The sequence below is a fragment of the Peptacetobacter sp. AB800 genome (assembly GCF_047807365.1).
GTDB lineage: Bacteria > Bacillota > Clostridia > Peptostreptococcales > Peptostreptococcaceae > Peptacetobacter.
This window is the reverse complement of the sequence record NZ_JBLOUI010000002.1, coordinates 1-25,282: the sequence shown is the minus strand read 5'-3', so window position 1 is coordinate 25,282 and position 25,282 is coordinate 1. Positions and strand designations below refer to the sequence as shown.

The 25,282-nt window shown below is 33.1% G+C and carries 26 protein-coding genes; 4 read left to right on the top strand and 22 right to left on the bottom strand.

Annotated features, from left to right (window positions below; all coding sequences use genetic code 11):
• Window positions 1–239: 239 nt before the first annotated feature.
• The 3 genes from fba to pfkB form a co-directional block, all read right to left on the bottom strand.
• Window positions 240–1,091, bottom strand: a complete 852-nt coding sequence (fba, locus tag ACK2WN_RS01345; RefSeq protein WP_178412324.1) for a class II fructose-1,6-bisphosphate aldolase — start codon at window positions 1,089–1,091, stop codon at window positions 240–242.
• A gap of 43 nt (window positions 1,092–1,134) precedes the next feature.
• Window positions 1,135–2,304 carry an SIS domain-containing protein gene (locus tag ACK2WN_RS01340; protein WP_178412323.1) on the bottom strand — a complete coding sequence of 390 codons (1,170 nt, stop codon included), beginning with the start codon at window positions 2,302–2,304 and terminating at the stop codon, window positions 1,135–1,137.
• A gap of 214 nt (window positions 2,305–2,518) precedes the next feature.
• Window positions 2,519–3,448 (bottom strand): 1-phosphofructokinase, encoded by a 930-nt coding sequence (pfkB, locus tag ACK2WN_RS01335; protein WP_416154592.1) that lies wholly within the window; start codon window positions 3,446–3,448, stop codon window positions 2,519–2,521.
• Between the two features lie 220 nt (window positions 3,449–3,668).
• Between pfkB and ACK2WN_RS01330 the strand changes: the two genes are divergently transcribed.
• On the top strand, window positions 3,669–4,394 hold the full coding sequence (locus tag ACK2WN_RS01330) for a GntR family transcriptional regulator (RefSeq protein ID WP_329999408.1): 726 nt from the start codon (window positions 3,669–3,671) through the stop codon (window positions 4,392–4,394).
• Between the two features lie 66 nt (window positions 4,395–4,460).
• Window positions 4,461–5,606, top strand: a complete 1,146-nt coding sequence (gene nagA, locus ACK2WN_RS01325; protein WP_329999410.1) for an N-acetylglucosamine-6-phosphate deacetylase — start codon at window positions 4,461–4,463, stop codon at window positions 5,604–5,606.
• Window positions 5,607–5,756: 150 nt separating this feature from the next.
• Here nagA and ACK2WN_RS01320 read toward each other — a convergent pair whose 3' ends face one another.
• From ACK2WN_RS01320 to ACK2WN_RS01285, 8 genes are all read right to left on the bottom strand, one after another.
• Window positions 5,757–6,368 (bottom strand): GLUG motif-containing protein, encoded by a 612-nt coding sequence (locus tag ACK2WN_RS01320; RefSeq protein WP_416154591.1) that lies wholly within the window; start codon window positions 6,366–6,368, stop codon window positions 5,757–5,759.
• 276 nt (window positions 6,369–6,644) lie between these two features.
• Window positions 6,645–8,084, bottom strand: a complete 1,440-nt coding sequence (gene nagE, locus ACK2WN_RS01315; protein WP_416154590.1) for an N-acetylglucosamine-specific PTS transporter subunit IIBC — start codon at window positions 8,082–8,084, stop codon at window positions 6,645–6,647.
• Window positions 8,085–8,209: 125 nt separating this feature from the next.
• Window positions 8,210–8,698, bottom strand: coding sequence for a PTS sugar transporter subunit IIA (locus tag ACK2WN_RS01310; protein ID WP_300531116.1), 489 nt, complete (start codon window positions 8,696–8,698; stop codon window positions 8,210–8,212).
• 18 nt (window positions 8,699–8,716) lie between these two features.
• Entirely contained in the window at window positions 8,717–9,565 is an 849-nt protein-coding gene (gene licT / locus ACK2WN_RS01305) for a BglG family transcription antiterminator LicT (protein ID WP_330415657.1), read from the bottom strand.
• Between the two features lie 370 nt (window positions 9,566–9,935).
• On the bottom strand, window positions 9,936–10,418 hold the full coding sequence (locus ACK2WN_RS01300; RefSeq protein WP_416154589.1) for a hypothetical protein: 483 nt from the start codon (window positions 10,416–10,418) through the stop codon (window positions 9,936–9,938).
• A 15-nt stretch (window positions 10,419–10,433) separates the two neighbouring features.
• A complete protein-coding gene (locus tag ACK2WN_RS01295; RefSeq protein WP_416154588.1) occupies window positions 10,434–11,672 on the bottom strand; it encodes an ADP-ribosylglycohydrolase family protein in 1,239 nt (412 codons plus the stop codon).
• A gap of 137 nt (window positions 11,673–11,809) precedes the next feature.
• Entirely contained in the window at window positions 11,810–12,217 is a 408-nt protein-coding gene (locus tag ACK2WN_RS01290; protein WP_300531124.1) for a COG2426 family protein, read from the bottom strand.
• 212 nt (window positions 12,218–12,429) lie between these two features.
• Window positions 12,430–12,801, bottom strand: coding sequence for a VOC family protein (locus tag ACK2WN_RS01285; protein WP_118549340.1), 372 nt, complete (start codon window positions 12,799–12,801; stop codon window positions 12,430–12,432).
• Window positions 12,802–12,965: 164 nt separating this feature from the next.
• On the opposite strand from ACK2WN_RS01285, the gene ACK2WN_RS01280 reads away from it, so the two are divergent.
• Complete coding sequence (locus ACK2WN_RS01280; protein WP_300531129.1) at window positions 12,966–13,805, top strand: MurR/RpiR family transcriptional regulator; 840 nt, start codon at window positions 12,966–12,968, stop codon at window positions 13,803–13,805.
• A 58-nt stretch (window positions 13,806–13,863) separates the two neighbouring features.
• On the top strand, window positions 13,864–15,066 hold the full coding sequence (locus ACK2WN_RS01275; protein WP_416154587.1) for an amidohydrolase: 1,203 nt from the start codon (window positions 13,864–13,866) through the stop codon (window positions 15,064–15,066).
• 135 nt (window positions 15,067–15,201) lie between these two features.
• On the opposite strand, the gene larE is transcribed toward ACK2WN_RS01275, so the two are convergent.
• The 11 genes from larE to ACK2WN_RS01220 all read right to left on the bottom strand — a co-directional run bounded on the left by larE (window position 15,202) and on the right by ACK2WN_RS01220 (window position 25,172).
• Window positions 15,202–16,020 (bottom strand): ATP-dependent sacrificial sulfur transferase LarE, encoded by an 819-nt coding sequence (larE, locus tag ACK2WN_RS01270; RefSeq protein ID WP_416154586.1) that lies wholly within the window; start codon window positions 16,018–16,020, stop codon window positions 15,202–15,204.
• 4 nt (window positions 16,021–16,024) lie between these two features.
• Entirely contained in the window at window positions 16,025–17,443 is a 1,419-nt protein-coding gene (gene larC / locus ACK2WN_RS01265) for a nickel pincer cofactor biosynthesis protein LarC (RefSeq protein WP_416154585.1), read from the bottom strand.
• Window positions 17,436–18,188 carry a nickel pincer cofactor biosynthesis protein LarB gene (gene larB, locus ACK2WN_RS01260; RefSeq protein ID WP_300530773.1) on the bottom strand — a complete coding sequence of 251 codons (753 nt, stop codon included), beginning with the start codon at window positions 18,186–18,188 and terminating at the stop codon, window positions 17,436–17,438. The genes larC and larB overlap by 8 nt, the downstream gene beginning before the upstream one ends.
• Before the next feature lie 37 nt (window positions 18,189–18,225).
• Entirely contained in the window at window positions 18,226–18,840 is a 615-nt protein-coding gene (locus ACK2WN_RS01255) for an ABC transporter ATP-binding protein (protein ID WP_118549334.1), read from the bottom strand.
• The gene (locus tag ACK2WN_RS01250; RefSeq protein WP_416154584.1) at window positions 18,830–19,750 is read right to left on the bottom strand and encodes an ABC transporter ATP-binding protein; all 921 of its coding nucleotides are present in this window, start codon (window positions 19,748–19,750) and stop codon (window positions 18,830–18,832) included. The genes ACK2WN_RS01255 and ACK2WN_RS01250 overlap by 11 nt, the downstream gene beginning before the upstream one ends.
• A 12-nt stretch (window positions 19,751–19,762) precedes the next feature.
• Window positions 19,763–20,596, bottom strand: coding sequence for an ABC transporter permease (locus ACK2WN_RS01245; protein WP_331683478.1), 834 nt, complete (start codon window positions 20,594–20,596; stop codon window positions 19,763–19,765).
• Window positions 20,589–21,572 carry an ABC transporter permease gene (locus tag ACK2WN_RS01240; RefSeq protein ID WP_416154583.1) on the bottom strand — a complete coding sequence of 328 codons (984 nt, stop codon included), beginning with the start codon at window positions 21,570–21,572 and terminating at the stop codon, window positions 20,589–20,591. The genes ACK2WN_RS01245 and ACK2WN_RS01240 overlap by 8 nt, the downstream gene beginning before the upstream one ends.
• A 14-nt stretch (window positions 21,573–21,586) precedes the next feature.
• Window positions 21,587–23,185: an ABC transporter substrate-binding protein gene (locus ACK2WN_RS01235; protein WP_329999427.1), complete on the bottom strand. Its 1,599-nt coding sequence runs from the start codon at window positions 23,183–23,185 to the stop codon at window positions 21,587–21,589.
• A gap of 183 nt (window positions 23,186–23,368) precedes the next feature.
• Window positions 23,369–23,773, bottom strand: a complete 405-nt coding sequence (locus ACK2WN_RS01230) for a DUF3842 family protein (protein WP_300530790.1) — start codon at window positions 23,771–23,773, stop codon at window positions 23,369–23,371.
• A 156-nt stretch (window positions 23,774–23,929) separates the two neighbouring features.
• Window positions 23,930–24,811, bottom strand: a complete 882-nt coding sequence (locus tag ACK2WN_RS01225; protein ID WP_300530793.1) for a DMT family transporter — start codon at window positions 24,809–24,811, stop codon at window positions 23,930–23,932.
• A gap of 46 nt (window positions 24,812–24,857) precedes the next feature.
• Window positions 24,858–25,172, bottom strand: coding sequence for a hypothetical protein (locus ACK2WN_RS01220; protein ID WP_416154582.1), 315 nt, complete (start codon window positions 25,170–25,172; stop codon window positions 24,858–24,860).
• Window positions 25,173–25,282 lie beyond the last annotated feature (110 nt).

Genomic DNA, 25,282 nt, shown 5'->3' with positions numbered 1-25,282 from the left:
AAACTGTTAGTAAACTTTATTAAATATACATTTTTCATAAAAGAGTATATTTATTTTATTTTCTTATTATATTATACATTTAGCACAGAGTTTACAAAAACATATTTTTTTCACTTTAACTAGGAAAACATTGCCCCATTATTTTTACAAACGCAAATAAATAGTATATCTACTTAAATACCCTAAATCCATACACAAATAGTATGAATTTAGGGTATTTAAAAGGTTGGTTTATTAAATTATGCTCTATTTATTGAACCACAAACTTCCATTCTTCCTTTAACAAATTCTTTAACAGAGTCACGTCCAGCTGCTCCATATTTTTTAGGGTCTATTACATCTGGGTTTTCAGCTAAAACTTTTTTAACTCCATTACTGAATGCTATTCTAAGTTCAGTTGCATAGTTTACTTTTGCTATACCTCTTCTTATACTTTCTTTTATTGTTTCGTCAGGTATACCAGAACCACCGTGAAGTACTAGTGGAACAGATACAACTTCTCTTATTTCTGATAATCTATCTAAATCTATTTTAGGTTCACCTTTGTATATACCATGAGCAGTACCTATTGCTACAGCTAATGAAGACACGCCTGTTCTTTCAACGAATTCTTTAGCTTCCTGTGGATCTGTGTGAGCATTTCCTTCTCCACCGTCTAAATCATCTTCTTTACCGCCTACTTTACCTAATTCAGCCTCTACTGGTATATCTGATGGTCTACAAGCATCTGCAACTGCTTTAGATACAGCTATATTATCTTCAAATGATTCATGAGAACCATCTATCATTATTGAAGTATATCCAGTTCTAAGTGCTTGCATAGCTAGTTCAAAGCTTGAACCGTGGTCTAAGTGCATTGCTACCGGTACACTAGCTTTTTCGGCTGCAACCTTAACATTTGCTAAATAATAATCTAAACCTGCGTATTTTACTGTAGATGGAGTAGTCTGTAGTATAACTGGAGAATTTAATTCTTCTGCAGCTCCTATTACAGCCATAACCATTTCCATATTTTCAACATTAAACGCACCTACTGCGTAATGACCTTCCTGCGCTTTTAAAAGCATTTCTTTTGTAGTTACTAATGCCATAACTAAACCTCCTTCAAATTATTCAATCTATCCAATCAAATTTCTATTTTTCGTATTCGTGTATTATTACACCTTTAACAACTCTATTAACTGTTCCTGTTGGAGATGGAGTATCTGGTTTGTTTCCAACTTTAACTGAAACAAATAGAGATAATGCCTGAGCAAACATTATGTAAGGGAATGCAAGGTATGCATCTGGAAGATTAGCGTATTCTTTTCCAAATCCGAATGTTTCCCCAGAGAAGTTTGCTTCATTTTCTACAGATATAGCACAAGTTAATTTTGCTATCTGGTCTGCATTTATTTCTTCAAGTACATCTAAATCGTACTGTCTTGTATATGCATTGTTAGAAACAAATACAAATACTAGAGTATTTTCGTTTATGAATGATTTGGGGCCGTGTCTGAATCCCATTGAAGAATCGTATCCTGTAGCTATTTTACCTGCTGTTAATTCAAGTAATTTTAACTGAGCTTCCTGAGTTAAGGCACCTAATCCGCCTGAACCTAGGTAAACAACTCTATCAAAATCACCTTCTATATATTTATGTACTTCATCTTTTCTTTCTATTACATTTCTTCCCATTTCAACTATTGTTCTTACATATGAGCTTTCTTCGTCTTCATTTAAGTTGTCGAATATAAGCATTGCAGATAACATCATGCAAGAGAAACTACCAGTCATAGCGAATCCCTGGTCATTAGATCTTGCTGGCATTAATAATAAGTAGTTGTGTTCGTCGTTTTTAGTCATCTGTGCTAATTTACCTTCTGGAGCACAAGTTATAGCTAAATGATAGAAATCTTTAACTACCTGTTTTCCTAGGTTAAGAGCTGCTAAACTTTCTGGACTGTTACCACTTCTTGCAAATGATACTAATAAAGTAGGCATATCTTCTTTTAGATAGTCGTAAGGATTTGAAACTATATCAGTTGTAGCTATAGCTTCTATTATCATTTTTTTCTGGTCATTTTTTCTGTTTAAGTAAGGAACTATTGAATTACCTACATAAGCAGAAGTACCAGCACCAGTAAATATTACTCTAAACTGTCCGTGTTTTTCTCCTATGTTAGATATGAATTTATCTAAGTTTTCTTTGTTTTCTTTGTATATTTCGTAAGCTTCAGCCCATAATTCTGGCTGCTGTTTTATTTCTGTTGTTGTTATTATTGCACCTAAATCTTTTAATTTCTGTTCATCGAATTTAAACATTATTCTTCTCCTTTTTATTTTTGGTCTTCATTTGGTAATAAGGTTATAACCAGTTAAGAAAGTAAAAAATATAATCGCCTTTCGAACGATTTTTTTTAAGCTGGTAACTACCACTTTCTATTCATAGAATAATTTATTTATTTTTCTTTGTCAATAGAAAATTTTAAACCTTATCCGTTTTTATTATATAAATAACCTTCTTTTATCGTTTCAATTAAGCTATTTTAGTTACTTCCACTAAGTTTTTGTATTTTTCAACTTCTTCTAATTTAACAAATCCTGTATCTACGTTTAATGCATTACTTATACCACATGCATTTGCAAGTTTTATAGTTTCTTCTAGGCTGTATCCTCTAAGAATACCTACACTGAATCCTGCTATTGTACTATCTCCACTACCAACAGTATTTACTGCCTCTACTTTTGGAATTTTAACATCGTAAACATTTTTTCCATCTAGGTATATCATTCCATTTTTTCCTAGGGATATGCATACATTTTCTGCACCTAGCTCTAAAAGTTTTTTACCAGCTTCTATTATTTCTTCTCTTGATTCTACATTTACATCTAGTAGCTGTTTTATCTCGTCTGTGTTAGGTTTTATAAGATATGGTTTAGATTTAAGAGCTTCCTTTAAAGCATTTCCAGAAGTATCTAGTACAAACTTAACTCCATTTTCTCTGCATATATTTCCTATTTTTTCGTAGTATTCAACAGGCATATTCTGGCAAAAACTTCCAGATGCAGCTAAAACCTTAGTATCTTTTATAACTTTTTTTAAATCTTCTTCAAATCTTTCTAAATCACTAGCTTCTACAACTGGCCCTTTTTCTAAAAACTCTGTACTAACTTTATTATTTTCTATAATATTTAAGCAGTTTCTAGTTTCAGAATCTATTTTTGTGAATCTATTTTTTATTTCTTTCTTGTCTAACTCATTTTTTATAAATGCACCATTAAATCCACCTAAGAATCCAATTGCCATAGGATCTTCACCAAGAATTTTACACACTTTTGTTACATTTATTCCCTTTCCTCCAGCAGTGGCATTAGATTCGATTACTCTCTGCACTTCACCTATATTTATTTCACTTACTCTATATAATCTATCTATAGATGCATTGAATGTTATTGTAGTAATCATGACTACCTCCCTATTTAATTTTTATTTTAATTTTTTTAATAAGTTTCAATACGCAGTGGTTATTACCACTTCTGAATATAAATTATTTCCTCTGTCTTGTCAATAGAAAATAGATTATAATTATTATATTGAGTTTTATATAATTTTATATATTGACATGATAAATTATCTATTTTATAATTCAAATGTGGTTATAACCACTTTAGAGAGAGAGGGTATTATGATAAATAGACAAGATAAAAGACCGATATATGATCAATTAGTTGAAATATTGAGAAACAAAATAGAAACTGAAATGCAGCCAAACGATAGGATGCTATCTGAAAGAAAGATTTGCGATGAATACGGAGTTAGTAGAACAACTGTTAGACTTGCAATGGCGGATTTAGAACATATGGGGTATATATACAAAAGACATGGCAAAGGTACATTTGTATCTGCTCTAAACCAGCAGTCACAAAATCTTATGGACAGCTACAGTTTTACAGATCATATGAAATCTCAGGGCAAAACTCCTACAACAAAGGTTCTTTCATTTGAAATCCTTGAAAGCACTAATTATTTTGCCGAAAAATTAGGTATAACTCCTGGAGATAAGATGATAAAAATAGTTCGTCTTAGACTTGCAGACGATATTCCTATGATGCTTGAAAGAACTTATCTTCCATTCACTGAATTTACAGGATTGACTGAAGAAAAGGTTGTAGAAAGACCTTTATACGAAATATTTAAAGATGATTATAACGAAATAATAAAGGTAGCAGACGAAGAGTTCTCTGCTGGTATTGTATCTGATAAGGAATCTAAACTTTTAGATGTTCCTGTAGATTCAGCATGTTTAAAGCTACTTCGTACTACTTACAATGACAACAATATCGTTATCGAATTTACTCTAAGTGTCGCTAGAAGTGATAAATTTGTGTATAAAATAAGACACGTAAGATAACTAAAATATATTTAAATAGAGAAGTATTTAGATAGCGATAAATTTTAAAATTTTTAGGAGGCCGTTTTGAAAACTTATATTTACGCTGATAAATTTTTTATGAATTATGGAATTGAGGAAAATGGATATTTATCTATAATAGACGGTAAATTTGGTCATTTTCAGAAAGAAAAACCTGAGTCTGCTGAAATTGTAGATTTTTCAGGAAAATACATAGCTCCTGGTTTTGTAGATACACACATACATGGGCTTTTAAACTCAGATGTTATGGACAACACTCCAGAAGCAATAAAAACTATATCAAAAGGACTTCTACAGTTTGGTGTAACTAGCTTCTTACCTACTACACTTACTGATTCTGTAGAAAGACTTGATGAATCTGTAGAAAACATCAAAAACGTATACCATGATGTAGAAGGTGCAAAAATACAGGGTATATTCTTGGAAGGTCCTTGTTTCACTGAAAAATATAAAGGTGCTCAGAATAAAAAATACTTTATAAACCCTACTGCAGAAATATTAGACCAGTGGCAGGAAAAATCTGGAAATTTAGTAAAGAAAATAGCTATTGCTCCAGAAAGAGAAGGTGCTGTTGAGTTTGCAGAATATGCAACAAAAAATGGTGTAACTGTTGCACTTGGACACAGTGCTGCTACATTTGAAGAGGCTAAAAGAGTTGTAGGGGCTGGAGCAAATGTATTTGTTCATACATACAACGGTATGAGCCCTCTTACACACAGAGAACCTGGTATGGTAGGGGCTGCTATGGAGCTTAAAAACACATTTGCTGAGCTTATATGCGATGGACATCACGTAAGCCCTGTAGCCGCAAATATTATGATGAATGCTAAAACAAGAGAAAACATAGTACTTATAACAGACTGTATGAGAGCTGGAGCTATGGAAGATGGACAGTATACTCTTGGAGAATTTGATGTAATAGTTGAAAATGGAACAGCAAGACTTTTAACAGGAAGCCTTGCAGGAAGTGTACTTAGCATGAACAATGCAATAAAAAATGTAGTAGATTGGAACATAGCTACACTAGAAGAAGCTATAAAAATGGCATCTTACAACCCAGCAGTTAGTTGCAACATAGACGACAAATGTGGATCTATAAAACCCGGCCTACCTGCCGACTTTGTAGTTATAGACGATTTACTAAATGTATACAATACATACCTAGATGGTGTTTGTAAATACTCAAAATAATGTAAATTTGAATAATAGATATAGATATTAAAACACGATAATAGAAAAACAATATACCTATCATTTTATATTTGTTTTTTATTATAAATTTTTTTCTATTCAGTCATTAAAAATAATGGGAGCTCCAAAAGGGCTCCCATTATTTTTGTGTTATATTTCAAAATCAAATCCACCTATTTGTACTATATCTTTTCCTTCTAATATACTATTATCTGATTTTTCATTTACAAGAACTACACCTTTTTCCTGAGCAAGTATAGATGCTGTAAGTGCATCTACAACAATATCTGCTGGTGCATCTCCTCCAGCCTTTATAGCGTCATGTGATGATGCTATATTTCCAATTCCATGCTCTCCAACAAAACCACCCTCTTTATGTTCAAATGTTGTAACTGTACTTTCAACATTTACTTTTGATAAACAATTTTTTATTTTTCCACCATCGTTATATCCTACAAATCCTCCTAAACACCAATTTCCTTCTATACTTCCAATTGATACACAGTTATTAAAGATACACTTTTCTGATGATATGCCTATAATTCCTCCATTATTATAACCATTTTTTATTGAAATATTAGTTTCACAGCCTTCAACAGAGCATTTATCAAGCCCGCCTATCATTCCACCAGAAATACTAGATGTATCTATACTTCCTGATACAGTTATATTCTTAAATACTATACTTTTATTATCTGAATCATTATTTAAAGCATATCCTGCAAGAATACCAGAGTAATCATCCTCAGCTAGAATGTGCAATACTCATCAAAATATTCATATAAAAAGCAGTCAACCGAAGGTCCTCGCCCCATTTTTAAAAGAAAGAAGGCTAGTGCTTTTATGCATTAGAATATTTACTTTCTGCCAAAGAGGGATTACAAATTCAGTTTTAAGACAATCTGCAGACGACTCGTAACATATAAATGTGTTACACATATGGACGAGTCGTCGAAGCCTGGAGAAAAACTGAATTGTAATCCCTCTATGCGAAAAAAGAGCTAATGCATAATGCACTAGCCCTCTATATCACTTTTTCTATTTGCAAAGTTTTTTGAATTCATCAGCAACGAACTGAACTTTTGTTCCTATTATAACCTGTACAGAAGTTTTTCCTGGTCTTATAACACCAGCTGCTCCTGAAGATTTTATTTTAGCTTCGTCTACTTTTGTACTATCTTTAACTTCTAATCTTAATCTTGTTATACAGTTGTCTATAGATGTTACGTTTTCAGCTCCACCTAAACCTTCTAATATAACCTGAGCCATAGCTGTGAAGTCGTTGTTATCTAAAACTATAGCTTTTTCTGCTTCTACAGTATCTTCTTCTCTACCTGGAGTTGCTAAGTTGAATTTAACTATAACGAATCTGAATACTACATAGTATACAACACCAACTACTAAACCTATTCCTAATAAGTATAATGGGTTTAAAGCTAGAGGAGCTTTGAAACTTAAGAACCAGTCAACGAACCCTGCTGAGAAGTTGAATCCAGCTCTTACTGGTAACATTGCACAAACTGTCATTGATATACCAGTTAATAAAGCGTGAACTAGGTATAATGCTGGAGCTAAGAACATGAATGAGAATTCAAGAGGTTCTGTAACACCTGTGAAGAATGAACTTACTGCTGCAGCTAATAATAATCCGTAAACAGCTTTTTTCTTGCTATCTTTTGCAGTGTGGTACATAGCTAAAGCACCTGCTGGTAAACCAAACATCATAACTGGGAAGAATCCTGTCATGTACATACCTGTTACACCTTTAACTCCTGTTCCACCCCAGAAGTTACCGATATCATTTATACCTGCAACGTCGAACCAGAATACTGAGTTAAGAGCGTGGTGTAATCCTGTTGGTATAAGAAGTCTGTTGAAGAATCCGTATATACCTGCACCTACTCCACCTAAAGATATTATTCCTTCACCAAATGCAACTAGCGCATTGTAAACTGCTGGCCATACGAAGAATAATATAGCAGCTGCTAACATTGAGCAACCTGAAGTAACTATCGCAACACTTCTCTTACCACTGAAGAAAGATAAAGCGTCTGGTAATTTAGTACCTTTGAATTTATTATAGCAAGTTCCACCTATAAGACCAGCTAAGATACCTATGAACTGAGTCTGAGTTTTAGTGAAAGCTGCTGCAACCTGATCTTCAGGTATACCTTTGAACATAGCAACAACTGCTGGAGAAAGTAATGTAGTTATCATTAACCATGATACTAGACCTGCAAGACCTGCAGTACCATCGTTATCATCTGACATACCAACGGCTACCCCTATAGCGAATAAGATACCCATGTTATCTATAAGAGCTCCACCTGATTTTAATAAGAATGCTGCTATTACGTTATTAGCACCCCAACCACTTGGGTCTATCCAATAACCTATACCCATGCATATACTTGCAACAGGAAGTGCAGCAACTGGTAGCATTAAAGCTTTACCTAGTTTCTGTAAATATTTCATCATAAGAAATATTCTCCTTTCATGTATAATTTTTTATTATTTCAGCTCTATTTTTGAGCAAAATAGACATTTTTAATGCTCTAAACCTCTTTGATTTAAAGACTTTTATTTTTTATAATTGCTTTTTACTATTTTTTAGTTATTTTTATTATTTCATCGCCTATGCTAACTGGACCGTACTCTGTTGGTTCAACTGATTCAAAAGCATCTGGGTTACAAACAAGTACTGGGCTTGTTACATCGTATCCAGCTTCTTTTATTTTTTCCATATCGAATTCTACTAAAAGATCTCCAACATTTACTTTCTGTCCAACTTCTACATGGCTTGTGAAGTGCTGTCCCTGTAGGTTTACAGTATCTAATCCTATGTGTATTAGTACTTCAGCTCCATCTTCACTTAATATAGAAACTGCATGTTTTGTAGGGAACATTATTGTTATTTCACCTGCTACTGGAGCTACTACTCTACCTTCAGCTGGTTTTATTCCTACACCTTTTCCTAACATTCCGCTTGCGAAAGTAGGGTCGTTTACTTCTTCTATTGCTATTGTTTCACCGTTTATTGGAGAAACTAATTTACAAGAGTTATCTTTTTTTCCAAATAATTTTTTAAACATCGTTACACCTCAAAATTCTTAATTTTCATCCTCTATTGTAGAAACACGTCTTATATGCACCGCAAGATATACAAGTTCTTCATTTGATATCCTCTGATTATACTGTTTTTCTATATAATCCCTTATCTTTAGTGCGCACTTAAATTCTTCAGGATATTTCATTGCTATCATTTCAGCAAATACATCGTCAGAATCTTTTAACATCTCTCCCATAAATATCCTCTGTGAAAGGAATTTCAGATGTGTAATAAGTCTTGAATAATGTAAGCTTTCTTCATCTAGTTGTATATCAAAAGTATCTGTTACTATTTTTAGTATATCTCCTATAAGAGTAGTTATTTTTAATGCGTCGTTCATCTCTGTGTTGTACTCAGCATTTACTATATGAAGTGCTATATTAGCCGCCTCATCTTCACCCATTTCCACACCTAATTTTTCTTTTATTAGGTTTACAGCATATTCTCCAATTATATATTCTGGATTATAAAAATGCTTTACTTCCCATAAGAGAGGATTACTAAATTTCATACCATTTTTAAATCTGTACACTGAAAAGCTTATGTGATCTGTCAGAGTTATGTATATGTTCTGATTTAATCTCTTGCCAAGTGTACGTTTTGCGTAGTTTATTATGTCATTAGACACTTTAAAATGCTCAATAGGCAGCTCCTCAATCAAGCGTTTGAATTTATCTATTGCAGATTTTCCATTCATAGTGAATACTTTCTCTACTTTAGATGCATCTATCTCGTCGCCTTCTTTAGCTTTAAATCCTATTCCTTTTCCCATTACAATAATCTCTTTATTCTTTTCGTTGCATGAGCATACAAAATTATTATTTATAACTTTTGTAACTTTCATAAACATTCCTTGCCTTTCCAGATATAATATAAATTCCACATCATACTACTATACCTTAAATAATAATAATAATAAGATTATCATAACAATAAAAAAAAGACCTAACTTTATACAATACACCTATAGTGCATTCTATAAAATTCGGTCTTGCCTGCTCTACCAGTAACACTCCAAATTGTCATATCCATTTTTCAACTGTATTTAGGATAACATTTTCATAGATTGGTGTCAAGTATTTTGGGCAAACTTTTTCAAATTATTTTCTAATTTGATTCAAGTTATTCTTATTACCTTCATTTGTATTATAGTTGGCACTTTTTAATATTTTATATTTTCGTTGATTTAATATTATATCTATATTTTTAGTGTTCTATTTTTAGAATAGAAATTTTTCAAATCGATCTACTTCTTCTATGAATTCATTTACAGTAGATACAAATGAATTTACTATACTTTGAGAGTTAAATTTAACTACTTCGTTTTTTATCATTTCAAATTTATAATTTTTATTTACGCCTATTCCCTGGCTCATATTTTTTCCAGAGTGTTTTTCTGCATAGTAGTTGTTTCTCTCGTATATCATGTTTAAAAAAATATCTCTCTCAGCCTCGTTATTTATGTAGATTTGCTCTTCCAAGTCTATTACTATACTGGTAAATCTGTCCTTACCTGTGTGGATTGAGGTCGAGTATTTTAGCCCTTTGTATTTGTTTATAGTCGATACCAAAATTACGCCATTGCTGATTCTAAGTCCACAGTTTTCCACACCATAGCCATTTATTATATCTACTATTTTTTCTGCCATTAATTGGTTTTCGTCGATATTTTTATTCTCTATTGTATCTACCTTTTTTAGCATAATTTAATCACCTTATTATCTATATACTTTCTTTTTCTTCATTTCTTCTAATAATACGTAAACAGTTCCATCGTCTACACATTTGTCTACAGCTCCTGGATTAAATATTTCCTGTCTTACAATGCTAGTAAGCATCGCTCTTAAAAGATATGCTCCAGAATCGGCTGCATTTTCTCTGTATAAGTCAGAGTCCATTTCTATGTTGTGAAGGTCTAATGTATCTATATACGCCTTGTCTGTTATCTCAGGAAGGTGAGCTGTATTTATAAGTTTTTCAACTTCTTCTGACATCTCTGGCTGATTAAACATAAACATAGGAACTGGTCTTCCTGTGTCTTCTTTTATTCTTTCTTTGAAGTATTTTATGTCGTCAAATATTTTATCGTAAGCTTTTTTTCTTTCGTTTCTTCTATACATTACGATATATGTGTAATCATTTATTCCTCTTTTTAAATCATCAGGAAGATAAGTGAGTACAAGCTCTTTAGCTTTTTCATCTATTCCGTAGTATGCTTCGGCAATAGATCCTGTAATTGCAGCTATTGTGTCGGTATCTCCACCTATTGTAACTGCAGTTATTACAGCATCTTCAAAACTTTCGCTCTCTAAAAATGCAGCCATTGCCTGAACAACTGCTGTTTCACATAATGCGTCCCTTTTCATTATGTCTGCACTTCTGTAATCTTCTATAGATTTAGATAAGTCGTATCCATATTCTTTTTCTATATATTTCTTTATCGCTTCTTTTTTGCTTCCATTTCTCGCTAGGAATATTGCACTCGCTATTGCCTGAGCACCTTTTATCCCCTCTTCACTGTTGTGTGTAACTTCAGCAGATAATCTTGCGTAGATATCCACTTCATTTAGGTTGTTTGCAAGCCATCCAACAGAAGATACTCTCATAGCAGATCCATTTCCTATGCTTTCGTAAGGTTCTGGTTTCTGAGAAATTAGCCAATTGCTAAACAATGTTCCATATCCGGCAGTTATGTGGCTTCTTCCAAACATCTGCATATTGTATCTTAGACATAATTTTATTTCTTCTGCAGGTTTGTCAAAAGTCTGAGAAAGAGCTTTTCCAACAGCTACAGTCATTACTGTATCGTCGGTAAATATTTCCCTAACTCTTGGATTTATTTCTATTCCTTCTTTGAATAGTTCGTCGTATTTTTTCTGTACTTCTTCGTATTTAGGGATTGTTAGACCAAAGTCGTATCCATTTCCTAGAATATCCCCAATTATTGCTCCTAACATTTTATTCACTCCTTGCTTTTAGATAGAGGTTCTACTTTCCTCTATTGAATATAATAAGGTTTTCTTTAGCTATAGTAAAGGAATTTTCCAAAATAAAAACTGCTACAAAAATATTGTAACAGCTTAATTACCTTTTCTTATATTATATGCATTGATATTCCAGTTACTATCACTCCAGCCATCATATTTCCCACTACAATTCCCAAAAATGCATTTCTTATTCTCATATGTAGTATCGATGCAATTGCTGCAGCAGTCCATGTTCCCGTAGTCGGAAGAGGAACACCTACAAACAGAATAAGTCCTAGAACAGATGCGCTCTTTAACTTCTTCATAGACGACTCTATCTTATTGTCTATTTTTTTAGCTATATTCTTTAAAAAAGAAATCTCTCTTATAAAGTTTAGTATATGTCTAAACGTCAATATTAATGGAATTGCCACTAAGCTAGAGCCTATAACACTTGCAATATACACGCCTATTGGATCTAGGTTCATAGCTATACCAATAGGAATTGCACCCCTCAGCTCTGTGACAGGCATCATTGACAGAAATAATATATTTAAATAATCCAATTTTTTTCTCCTTTATTTTAGTTTTTTATAATTATATTTTTTAACTTTTCTTCTACTCATAAAGTATAACATACACTATCAGATAATCAAAAAAATACTACCACTTTTAACACTTGTGGTAGTATTTTAAGATATTATTTGTTATGTTTTACTAAATTTTATAAAATATAATATTTTTTCTATTACATATGGCTTGGTATTATTTCAACCCAGTAGTTATCTGGATCCGCTATAAAGTATATCCCCATAGCTTCATTTTCAAAACATATACATCCCATTTCTTTGTGAAGCTCGTGTGCTGCTTCAAAATCGTCTACTCTTAAAGCTAGATGGAACTCGTTGTCACCTAAATTATATGGTCTATCCCAGTCTCTTAACCAAGTAAGCTCAAGATTGTGAGGAGTAACACCATCTCCAAGATATACTATTGTAAAGCTACCATCTTCAGACTCTATTCTGCTAGTTTCTTTTAGTCCTAGTGCTTTTTCATAGAACTCCATACTCTTCTGTAAATCTAATACGTTTATGTTATTGTGTGCAAATGAAAAGTTCATAATTTACCTCCAAATTTTAGTTTTTCTTTATTATATCAAATTTCTATATATAAAATATATATTCAACATTAATTTAATATAGATTTTAATTTTTTTTTATACTTTTTTTTATGTTATAATTAATATCATAAAATAAGTTACAATTTCTAAAGGGGTTTTTAGTTATGAGTTCAATTAAAGATAAAATTATTTCCAATTTTGATAATTTTTCAAAAAACGAAAAAAGAATTGCAACATTCATTATAGATAATTACGATACTATTTCGTATTACAACGGCAATGAAATTGCAGAAAATGCAGATACAAGCAAGGCAACACTTGTTAGATTTAGCCAAAAGATAGGGTACAAAGGATTTATAGAATTAAAGAGAGAAATAAATAATGAGCAATTATCCTCAATTAAGCACAATCCATATGAAACATTTTTGCCAACACCTTGTACAGAGTCTATATTTTCTAATTTGGTGAATGATATAAATAATTTTGAAAAGACGATATCTCCAAATACAATAAAGAAAATAGTTAAATATATAGCAAATGCTTCAGCAGTTTATTTGATAGGATTTGGCTCTGATTCGATTGCTATGAAATATTTATACAATTATCTACCTATATGTGGGATAAAGTGTATCTATACAGATGAGCAAGGAGTTAGTTTAAGAGAAAAACTTATCACTCTTTCAAAGCATGATTTAGTGATTATGTCCAATTTTTCAGATATGGAAGACGATGACTATATGGTTGCACGTTATGCAAAAAAAGTCGGAGCAAAGTTTGTTTCTATGACAAATTCTGATATAGTAGGAAACTCTTTAAATGCCGACGCCTATGTTGTAACAAAAGAGTCAGCTGAGACTTTTTACAATTCACCAATTCTATCTATTCTTCTATGTAATATCATACTCTCAGAGCTAAGACATACATACAAAGAAAAGATAGAGCCAGAACTAAAAAAATACAGTGATGCTATTGATTTTATGAAAAATAGTAAAGAAGACCAGTAGCTTTAATCGTGGTAGGTTTAGTAAAATATCAAATAATTATGAAGGGAATTATTCAAATATGAACAATTTTAAAAAAACAATTTGTAATATAGTAGATGAATATCAGCATAATTTTGAAGAAATATCAAATTATTTATTTAATAATCCCGAACTTGGAGGAGAAGAATTTTTATCTGCAAAGTGTATTGTAGATACGTTAAAAAAGCATGATTTTGTTGTAAAAGAACCTTATGAAACTCTTCCTACAGCAATTGTCGCTTCTTATATAAACAATCCTTCTTATGAAAATTACGCATTTATTGCAGAGTACGATGCACTTCCAGGATATGGAGATGATAGATGCACAAATGCACATGCTTGTGGACACAACTGGATAGCAGCTACTATGACTGGTTGCGCCGTTGTACTTTCTAAAGTGTCAAAAGAACTAGGTATAAATGTATCTTTAATAGGTACTCCTGCAGAGGAAACTTTTGGCGCTAAATACGATATGATAAATTTAGGAGCATTTGACGATGTAGATTATGCATTTCAGGCTCATCTAGATGCACATGACAATATGTATGTACATAATTTAGCTATGAATTCATTTGAATTTGAATTTAAAGGACTTGCTTCTCATGCATCTCAGGCTCCAGATAAAGGAATAAACGCACTTGATGCTGTTATCTCTATGTTTGTAAACATTGGACTTCTTAGACAGCAGCTACCTCCTTCTGCAAAGGTGCACGGTATTATAAGCAATGGAGGATCTGCACCAAACATAATACCTGACTTAGCTGCGTGTCAGTTTAGTATTAGGGAAAAAGACAAGGCTTCACTTAAAGTTTTAAGAGAAAAAATTATAAACATAGCAAATGCAGCTGCTCTAAGCACTGGATGCACTTTGGAGTACAGATTAATAGAAAATCCATTTGACGATACGGTTCATCTTGATAGCATGATAAAAGCTACTGAAGACAATTTCAAACTATATGGTATGGATAATTTCTTAGACAAGGACAATAGACTTCCTGTGGGTTCATCAGATATCGGAAATGTAAGCTACGTATGCCCTACTATATATGCTGAAATAGCCCTAGACTCTCCAGAGCCACTTCCTATACATACACAAAAGGCTCTTGAACTAGTAAACTCTCAATATGCATTCGACAAAATGAATACTGTAATAAAAGCATTCTGCTCAACTGTAGTTGACATCTCTCAAAACAGAGAATTAGCAGAAAAAATAAAAAAAGAATTTAAAGAAAAGACAATCTAACAAAGTATAAAAAAAGACAAGAGTGTATAACTGCTCTAAAGCGACAATACTGCAAGTGCCCCCATACCTATAAATGTGTTACATAATAGGATGGGGCACTGAAGCCTGAAGCAAAGAGCAGTTATACTCTTGTCTTTACTTTTTTATATGTATATCCATGCTTCCAGAACGGAATCCTTCTAAGTCTAGAGTGATATAATCGTATCCAAACTCTTTTAATTTTTCAACGATTTCTTCCTTCTTTTCTAAAAGCATCATCATTTCATTTTTATCTACTTCTATCCTAGCTATATCCCCATGAACTCTTATTCTTACATTATAAAATCCTAAATCTCTAAGCCATTTTTCAGCTTCTTCAACCTTTTGAATACTTTCATAATCTAACATTGTTCCATAAGGGAATCTAGTAGCCATACATGGAGTAGATGGTCTATTTGATACAGATACCCCAAGTTCTGCAGCAAGTTTTCTAACTTCTTCCTTTGTAAATCCAGAATCAGCTAGAGGGCTTTTTATTCCAAGCTCTTTTATTGCTTTTATTCCTGGTCTGTATACATGTAAATCGTCCTCATTTGTACCTTCCACTACCTGTTTTACACCAAGTTCTTCTGCATATCTCTGTAATTTTTCAAATATACTCTTCTTACAAAGATAACATCTATTTACAGGGTTGTCCTCTATTCCAGCTTCTTTAAGCTCGTCTATGGATATAACTTTGTGTTCTACACCCATTTCATCCGCTACTCTCCGTGAAATCTCTAAATCTTTCATAGGATGTATCTTTGTGTGTACTGTTACCGCATAGACTTTTTTGCCTGTTTTTTTAGTTGACTTTGAGAACAACTTTAAAAGAAGGCTGCTGTCTACACCACCTGAAAATGCAAGTACAACATCTTCCTGAGATAATTTATCTACCTCTTCTAAAAGTCTTATCTTTTTTTCTTCATAACTCATATTATTACTTGCACTCCTCGATTATTTGACGATATACATCCTGCCAAGTTTTACCAGTTTCTTTGCATATTCTAGCTATGCTATCGTGTTCTGGGTAAATTCTTTCACCTGATGGAAGTCCACAAATTTTTATCTGCACTGTTCCCATAGATGTTTCTCTCATTTCAGTTCTTCTTTCTAGGATTTTTCTATCCATATACTGAATTCTTATACCTATACTTGTTGTGTCTTCAAATATTATTCTCTGTAATTCGTCCATTTTATCTTCTTTACAGATAACATTTAACTGATAGCCTGGTCTATTTTTTTTCATAAAAACTGGCATATAATGCACATCTCTCGCACCTGCATCCATTAATTTCTGCATAACATATCCAAGTGCTTCACCTGTACAATCGTCTATATTAGTTTCCATTTTTACTATTTTATCTTTTTCTATTTCTGTTTCTTCTTCCTCTATTATCATAGCTCTAAGAAGGCTAGGTCTTTCATAATTTCTCTTACCTGCACCTATACCAGTTTTAACTACTCTAAATTTTTCTGGAAGTTTTTTTTCTGTGCATATAGCTGCTGCTATTGCTGCACCTGTTGGAGTTACAAATTCTCCCTGAACACCAGTTATGCTAAGAGTTAGATTTTCTGCATTTACTATATTTAAAACTGCTGGTACCGGAACTGGAAGTACACCATGCTGGCATCTAACTGTTCCAACTCCTTCGTATAATGCTGGTATTATAACGTCTTCTATACCTAGATTATCTATGCATACAGCTGCTGCAACTATATCTACTATTGAGTCTACTGCCCCAACTTCATGGAAGTGAACTTCTGTTTTTGGTTTTCCATGAGCTTTAGCTTCTGCATTTGCAACTATATCAAATATTTTATTAGCTATTTTTTTTGCATTTTCTGTTATTCCACTGCTGTTTATTATATGCTGGATTTCTATAAGTCCAACGTGTTCATGACTGTGCCCATGGTCGTGGCTATGTCCGTGATCATGACTGTGGTCATGGTCATGATGATGGTCGTGGTCGTGACTGTGGTCATGGTCGTGATGATGGTCGTTGTCATGACTATGTTCATGGTCATGATGATGATCGTGGTCATGGCTGTGTTCATGATCGTGATGATGATCGTGGTCGTGACTGTGGTCATGGTCGTGTTTATAATTATTAGAATGTAGATATTCCATATCGTGATCGTGATTGTCTACATCTAATACAACAGAAAAATCAAGTGCATCTAATCCAGATTTTACAACTCTGCTTGTTTTTATTTCAAATTTATCCTTAATTGACTCAAGGCTTTTTAAAGATTTTTCAAGTACTTCTAAGTCAGCCCCTAAATCTAAAAGAGAGGCAACAAACATATCTCCACTAATTCCAGAATAGCATTCTAAGTATAATTTTTTCTTACTCATGATCGTTCACTCCTAGTTTATTAATTTGTGATGCAATATATCCTGCTCCATACCCATTGTCTATATTCACTGTTGCAATACCATTTGCACAAGAGTTTATCATTGTAAGTAGGGCAGATATACCATTCATACTAGCTCCGTATCCTATTGATGTAGGTACGGCTATAACAGGTTTATCAACTAAACCTCCTATAACACTAGCTAGTGCTCCCTCCATTCCAGCAACTGCTATAACACAGTTTGCATCCTGTATTGTTTCCATTCTTGATAGAAGTCTGTGTATTCCACTTACTCCTACATCGTATATTCTTTCTACTTTATTTCCAAAGAACTCAGCTGTCTGAGCTGCTTCTTCTGCAACAGGAATATCTGCTGTTCCTGCTGTACATACTGCAATTTTTCCAATATACTTCTTATCTTCTTTTTCTATCTTTAAAATTCTAGAAATAGGATCGTACTGGACACAAGGAATTTTTGATTTAACTAGTTCTGCCTGTTCTTTAGATGCTCTTGTTCCTAAAACTTCTCCTTCCATAGAATAAAGATGTTCGTATATACTTAATAAATGTTCGTTTGCCTTTCCACTACAAAAAACAACTTCTGCGCATCCAGAACGAACCTTTCTATGAGTATCTAACTTAGCATATCCTAATTCTTCAAAAGGCTGTTTACGGAAAAATTTTTCTGCTTCTTCAACTGATATTTCTCCATTTTTAACCTTGCTTAACATTTCTCTTGTCTCCATTTAAGTACCTCCATTTTATTTCCTATAATTATTTTAATTACTTGTGATTTATTTCCCTTAAATCAACTATTCTTGTGCATACTCTTTTAGCCAATTCCATATTATGTGTTACTATAAGCATCCCATAATCCTTTTCTTCAGCTATACCTAGAAGCACATTCCATATCTGTGCCTGAGAAATAACATCTAACATAGTAGTAATCTCATCACATATAAGAAATTTTGTTTCTGGCGCCAAAACTCTTGTAATACAAAATCTCTGTAATTCTCCGCCAGAAAGTTCATTTGGCCATCTTTTTAGCCATTCTTTTTCTATTCCAAAACGCTTTAGCATTTTGTCATCTGGTTGCCAACATTCATTCAGTACCTTATCCATCTTCCATCTAGGGTTGACTGATAACTCTGGGTGCTGATGAATCATCTGTACGGGACAAAATCCCTTTTCACTAATAGGTTTGCCATCTATAAGTATTTTTCCAGATGTAGGTTTTTCATAACCTGCAATTATCTTGGAAAGTGTACTTTTACCATAACCTGATGGCCCTATAATTCCTACTCTTTCTCCTGATTCTACCTTTAAATTTACATCTTTTAAAATCCAAGGAGATTTTTCTGTATATCTAAAATTTATATTTTCTATACTAAGTTGCATTTACACACCTAACCTTTCCGCCTCTAAGCTCTCTCATAGGAATTTCACCTGAACATTTTTCCGATACATAAGGGCATCTACTTGCATATAAACATCCCTTAGGTAGCTCACCTGCATAAGGCTGTAACCCTTCTATAGACTTAAATTCGTTTTGTGGTAATGCTGATATAAATTCCTTGCTGTATGGATGTCTAAGTGCATCCCTACCTTCAAGGAAGTCTTTTGTAGAAGCTATCTCAAATATTGTACCTGCATAAAATACTGCTATTCTATCTGCTACGTGAAGTGCCAAGTCGATGTCATGTGTTATAAGTAGTACACCTGCACCTTTATCTGCAATTTCTCTAAAATGTTTTAGAGTATCCATAGCCATATCCACGCTAAGTCCAGGCGTTGGCTCGTCTGCAACTATAAGTCTAGGCATTTCCATAAGCGCTGATGATACAAGTACTCTTCTCGCCATTCCACCAGAAAGCTGGAATGGATACATATCTTCTACACTTTTATCTAATTTATATTTTTCAAATAACTCTTCTTGTCTTTCTTTAGTAGAATAAACTCCCTGAACCTGTTTGCCTACTTTCATAACTGGATCCAGATAATCAATAGACTGAGGTATGAAAACTATCTTTCTTCCAAGAAGTTCGCTTCTTTTTTTATCTGTAAGCTCTTCACCTTCATAAAGAATTTTCCCACTTGTAGAGGCATTCTTTGGAAGTAATCCTAAAACAGCGTGGGCCAAAAGACTTTTTCCAGAGCCACTAGAACCAACCACCGCTACAATCTCACCTTCATTAATATCAAGTGATAGAGAGTGTACAACCTCTAGATTTTCCTTTTTGAAGAGTCCTTTATACATACTAAATGATACAATTAGATCATCTACACTCAATATATTCTTTTTTTCCATATTAAACTCTCCTTATTCATTTCCACTTTCAGGATTCCAAAGTTTCTTTAGATTTTCACCAATAATGTCAAATAATAGCACTGCTATTAAAAGCATTAATCCTGGGAATAGTGCAAGCCACCATTTTCCTGTTGAAATATGCTGCATAGCTTCTGATAAAATTACACCTATCGCAGGCATTTCGGCAGGCATACCAAATCCTAAGAATGTAATAGAAGCTTCATGCATGATTGCATGTGGAAATAATAAAACTAGTCCTATTAAATAAGCTGGTATTACATGAGGAAGTATGTGCTGAAAAGCAACCTGTGTTTTTGTTCTCCCCATTTTATAAGCCGCTTTTACGTATTGAGATGAACGAATTTGCATAACCTCAGATCTAACTATTCTTGTTAAAGATGGCCAATGTGTAAGAGCAACTGCAATAGTTACACCTTTTACACCTTTTCCCATCATAAAAGATATAAGCATTAATAATACTAAATGAGGTAATCCCATACATAAGTCGACACACCAGTTTACAAATTTATCTACCCATCCGCCAAATACAGCAGATGCAATTCCAGCTAATAGTGCAATAATTGAACTAAAAATAGATGCAAGTACACCTATAATTATACTGTTAGAAAGACCTTTTATAGTTCTATGGAACATGTCCCTCCCTATAAAATCAGTCCCAAATGGATGTGCTAAACTAGGTGATAAAAATTTGTTCGCATAATTTGCCTCATAAGACCGAGGATTCATAAATAATCCCCAAACAAATACACCTATTAGATATGTAACCGCAACAGCCATTAATATAACAACTAATACTCTTCTATTAAATACCTTATCTTTATTCACGAGCATCCACCTCTCTTATTCTAGGATCAAATACTCCATATAAGATATTTGCTATTAAGTTTCCGACAAATACAAATATTGCGCTGAAAACTGAAATACCTAATAGAAGTGGAACATCTCCATTTAACGCTGCAGCAGTTATTGCAGTTCCTATTCCTGGGTAGGCAAATACTGTCTCAGCAAGTGCCATTCCACCAAATAGTTCACTAAATGAAGCGAACTGAACTGTAATCGCAGGTAGCGATACATTTCTTAAAATATGTCTTGCTATAAGCTGTTTTGTATTTTCACCTCTAGCTTTTGCATATAATATGAAATCACTATTCATTATTTCTATAACTTTTTGTCTTGTGTATAAAACTACTTCACTGATACTTACTATTGTAAGTGTAAGCACAGGAAGAATTAAATGATGTATCTTATCCGCAAGCGTTACATCTGCCGCCAATTTTCCCGCTGGAACTGCCATCCCTAGTGGGAACCATCCAAGCTTGACTGCAAATATAGATACCATGATAAGTCCTATCCAAAATACCGGTGCGGATTTTACTATCAAGCAAAATGTTTTTATTATTCTATCAAAAATACTTCCGTCTATAATTCCGCATATAACTCCCAAAATAAATCCTATTATTCCAGAAAGAAGCCACGAAACAGCCATTAAAACTATCGAATAAGAAAATCTAGTCTTTATTACTTCAGCAACTGGTTTTTTATAGGTAATTGACATACCTAAATCTCCATGAAGTGCGTGTTCACCCCACGTAATAAAACGCTGAGAATGTGGGGCATTTAAGTCCCACTCCTCAGCAATTTCCTGCTTAGCTTCTTCTGAGATAGTTGTATTAGTTCCTACGTATGAAACTAATGGATCTATAGGAGATTTTACTATTAATAAAAATGCTATTATACTAACTGCTACTAAAAGCAGTACCATTCTTAGGCATTCCCCTAATATTTTTCTCCAACTCTTCATAATCTATCTCCATATTATTTTAATTTCCAATCTGCTATATTACATACGATTGGTGTTCCATGTCCATGAGGATGAGGTATCTGTGTATCTGTTGATATATCTAATTTATCTGATACAAAGTAGCAATGTTCTATATTTACTAAGAATAAATTAGAATGATCTTTATCTGCTAACCCCTGAACTTCTTTCCATGCTGCTACTGCATCTTCCTGAGAGTTTGCATTTATAGCTTCTTTTATTTTTGCATCTACTTCTGGATTATTGTAACCAACAACATTGTCATATCCTCCAGATAAGAATAATTCTGAATTATATAATGAAGATAAAACTGTTGGTGAATACTGTCCCCAACCCCATAAGATTGCTGAAGTATTCTGTAATGTCAATATTTCATCCCAAGTAGCTGTTTTTACTGGTATATCTATACCAAGTTCTTTTGCATTTTCAGCAAGTGCTACACATAAGTTGTAACGGTCCATTTCTCCTGCTGATGCATATAAATCAAATGTACATTTCTGTCCGTCTTTTTCACGAATTCCGCTTTCAGTTTCTTTCCATCCAGCTTCATCTAAAAGTTTTTTAGCTTCATCTACTTTATTATCTTCGTAGTCATCTGTACTAGCCCATACTAAGTTGTCTGTAAAGTTTACTGCAGGCTTTCCTATTCCGTTTGAAGCATTTTCTATTATTTTTTTACGATCTATACCTATCGCAAGCGCTTTTCTAACTGCTGGATCTGATGTTACATTGTTACCAACTTTTACCATTTCTCCACTTGGACTCTTAACTTCACTAACAGGTCTAACTGGAAGTCCTACATTACGAACGTCCATAGTTTCTAATTTTTCTAATTTCATACCTGGAATTTCTTCATTAGCGTAGTTTGTTCCAACCATTGCAACATCTAATTCTCCAGCTTTAGCTGATGAAAAGGCTGCGTCTTCTTCCATATTAACTATTGTAACTTTCTTTATTTCTGGAGCTTTTCCAAAATAGTTTTCATTTGCTTCTAATATTATCTGCTGATTAGCATCGTACTGAGATACTTTATAAGCACCAGTTCCTATTGGCTGAGTGTCAAATTTTTTGCTATCGTAAGCATCTGAAGGAACTATTCCCAGCTGAGCAGTTGTGTCTAAGAATGGTGAATATGGTTCTTTTAATTTGAATTCTACTGTATCCTTATCCACTTCTTTTACAGACTCTAAATATGTTAAGTCAACGTTTTCATTATGAGCCTGATTTTCTTTCACTGTATTATATGTAAATACAACGTCTTCTGCTGTTAATTCACTGCCATCGCTGAATTTAACTCCATCATTTAAATCAAATGTATATGTTAAAGCGTCATCGCTTACTTTCCAATCCTTAGCTAAGTCCCCTACGTACTTAGACTCACTATTCACCTTTAAAAGTGCATCATTTGTAAATGGATATCCATTTGACATCCCGCCTTTTATAGGGTCTAAACTATCATCAAATATTGATGAACCTATATAAATTTTTATTCCATCTTCTGGATTTGAATTACTCGCCTCTGATTTTCCACAACCAACAAGTAGCATTGGTAATACCATCGCTGTAGCTACTAAACTTACAATTTTTTTGTTCATATTAGTCCTCTTTTCCAACAAAAAAGCATATCTTTTATTCTACTGAATTTACTCATACCTTCTGGTACTTTTTATTTATATAGATGTCGAAATATGCCTTAGTTTTTATATATAATTTTTATTGTTTTTATACTTCCTGTATAAATTGTAAGCTTCTTGCTATTTTTTAATACTTTCTAGTAATTATAAATATGATTTAAGATCATTAATTGTTTCTGAAATGAACTCATTCATTCTTTTATTTTCTACTCCAACAATTATATTGTTGCAGTGATTCATAGGTATAAGTAGTTTTTTTGCATCACTCTGTCCAACAGCTACAGCCATTTTAGGAGTTATTTCTCCGTACATAGAGTCTGCTATAACTATACCTACTGGTCCTATTATAATATCTGCTTTTCTACATCCAACTACAACAGCATTTTCTCCTGTAGCTGCGTTTTTTGCTCCTGCTTTTAACATATTTGTTGTTGCAACTGAGTTTGTTCCAACAGCAGTTATGTGTGCATCTTTAAAATTTTTGTTTATTTCTATTATTAATTGTTTTCCTATTCCGCCACCCTGTGCATCTATAATTAGTATTTCCATGTCTAAAATCCTCACTTTATTATAAATTTTCTTATTTTTAGGATAGCAGAGTTTTTTTGTACTTACAAGTTATATTAATCAAAATTATATCGGCGATAGATACCTACCGCCGATACATATCATAATAAACTTAATGAAATTTATTAAATTTTAATTTTATTCAGCTACTTTTTTCTTTTTTAGGAAAGAAAGCTGTGTTTCAGCTATTATTATAGCTAAGAACATTAGAATAAATCCTACTATTGACTGTGGAGTAAATGTTTCTCCAAAGAACACTGCTCCAAATACTAATCCGAATATATTTTCGAAACTTAATATTATAGAAACACTTGTTGGATCTTCTGTTTTCTGTGCGATTGTCTGTAATAAGAAACATATACCAGAACAAACAACACCAAGATATAGTACTCCACCAACAGCAGCTGTATTCCACTGTATTGCAAATGGATCTTCCATTGTTAATGTGAAAGCCCAAGCTAATATAGCACATACGACAAATTCTAATATTGTTATTAAAACTGGGTCTTTACCATTACCCCATTTAGCTATAGCTATTATCTGTGCTGCCCAGAATACTGAACTTATTATAGATAAACTATCTCCATAACTTATACTGAAGTTTCCAACCAAAGAAACTAACACTATACCTGTAGCACACATTACTGCTGCTATTATGTGGTAAATCTTAGGTCTTTCTTTTAATACTATCCATCCTAAGAATGGTACAAATACACAATATGCTGATGATAAGAAATGACTCTTACCTGGCATTTCAAGCATAACACCTAATGTCTGTGTGAAATATGCCATAAACAAGCATATTCCTATAAATATCCCACTCTTTATATATTCTTTATCAATTTGTTTTAATCTTTTTATGTTTACTAGTCCTAAAACTAGTGTAGCTATTGTAAAACGCCATGCAAGAAGAGATCCAGCTGGTAGTATATCAGTAGAACCCTTTATAACAACCATTGAACTACCCCAAGCAACAGCTACGAATAGCAAAGCCAATTTTCCGAATACACCTTTTTTCATAACAGCTTCTCCAATTTTGTATTATTTTTTGAACAAGTTACATTAATTATTTTATTAAATCAAGTCCTTTAGCAACACGAGTTATAAAGTCCTGAACGTTAGTTACCATTGTTGTTGCTGATAAACTACCTCTATCAAGAAGTTTGTTAACAACGAACTCGTCTGCATCTATAGTGTATAGATATACTGGACGTATTGTTCCATCTTCTAATACACGGAATGAAGGTGTCATATTTCCTACAGCTATTGTATGTAGCATAGTTGCTAGACATATAACAGTTGTAGCATCTTTAACTATAGCTCTCATTGCATTTGCTGCTTCATATACATTTCCCTTGAATTTATAATCTAAGTGCAACAAAAAAAAGAACTCATATCATTTTCTTGGTATAATATTCATGCCAACAAAAATTAAAACCAAGGAGAAAATGATATGAGTCTATATAACCATCTTACAATAAATGAGCGAGA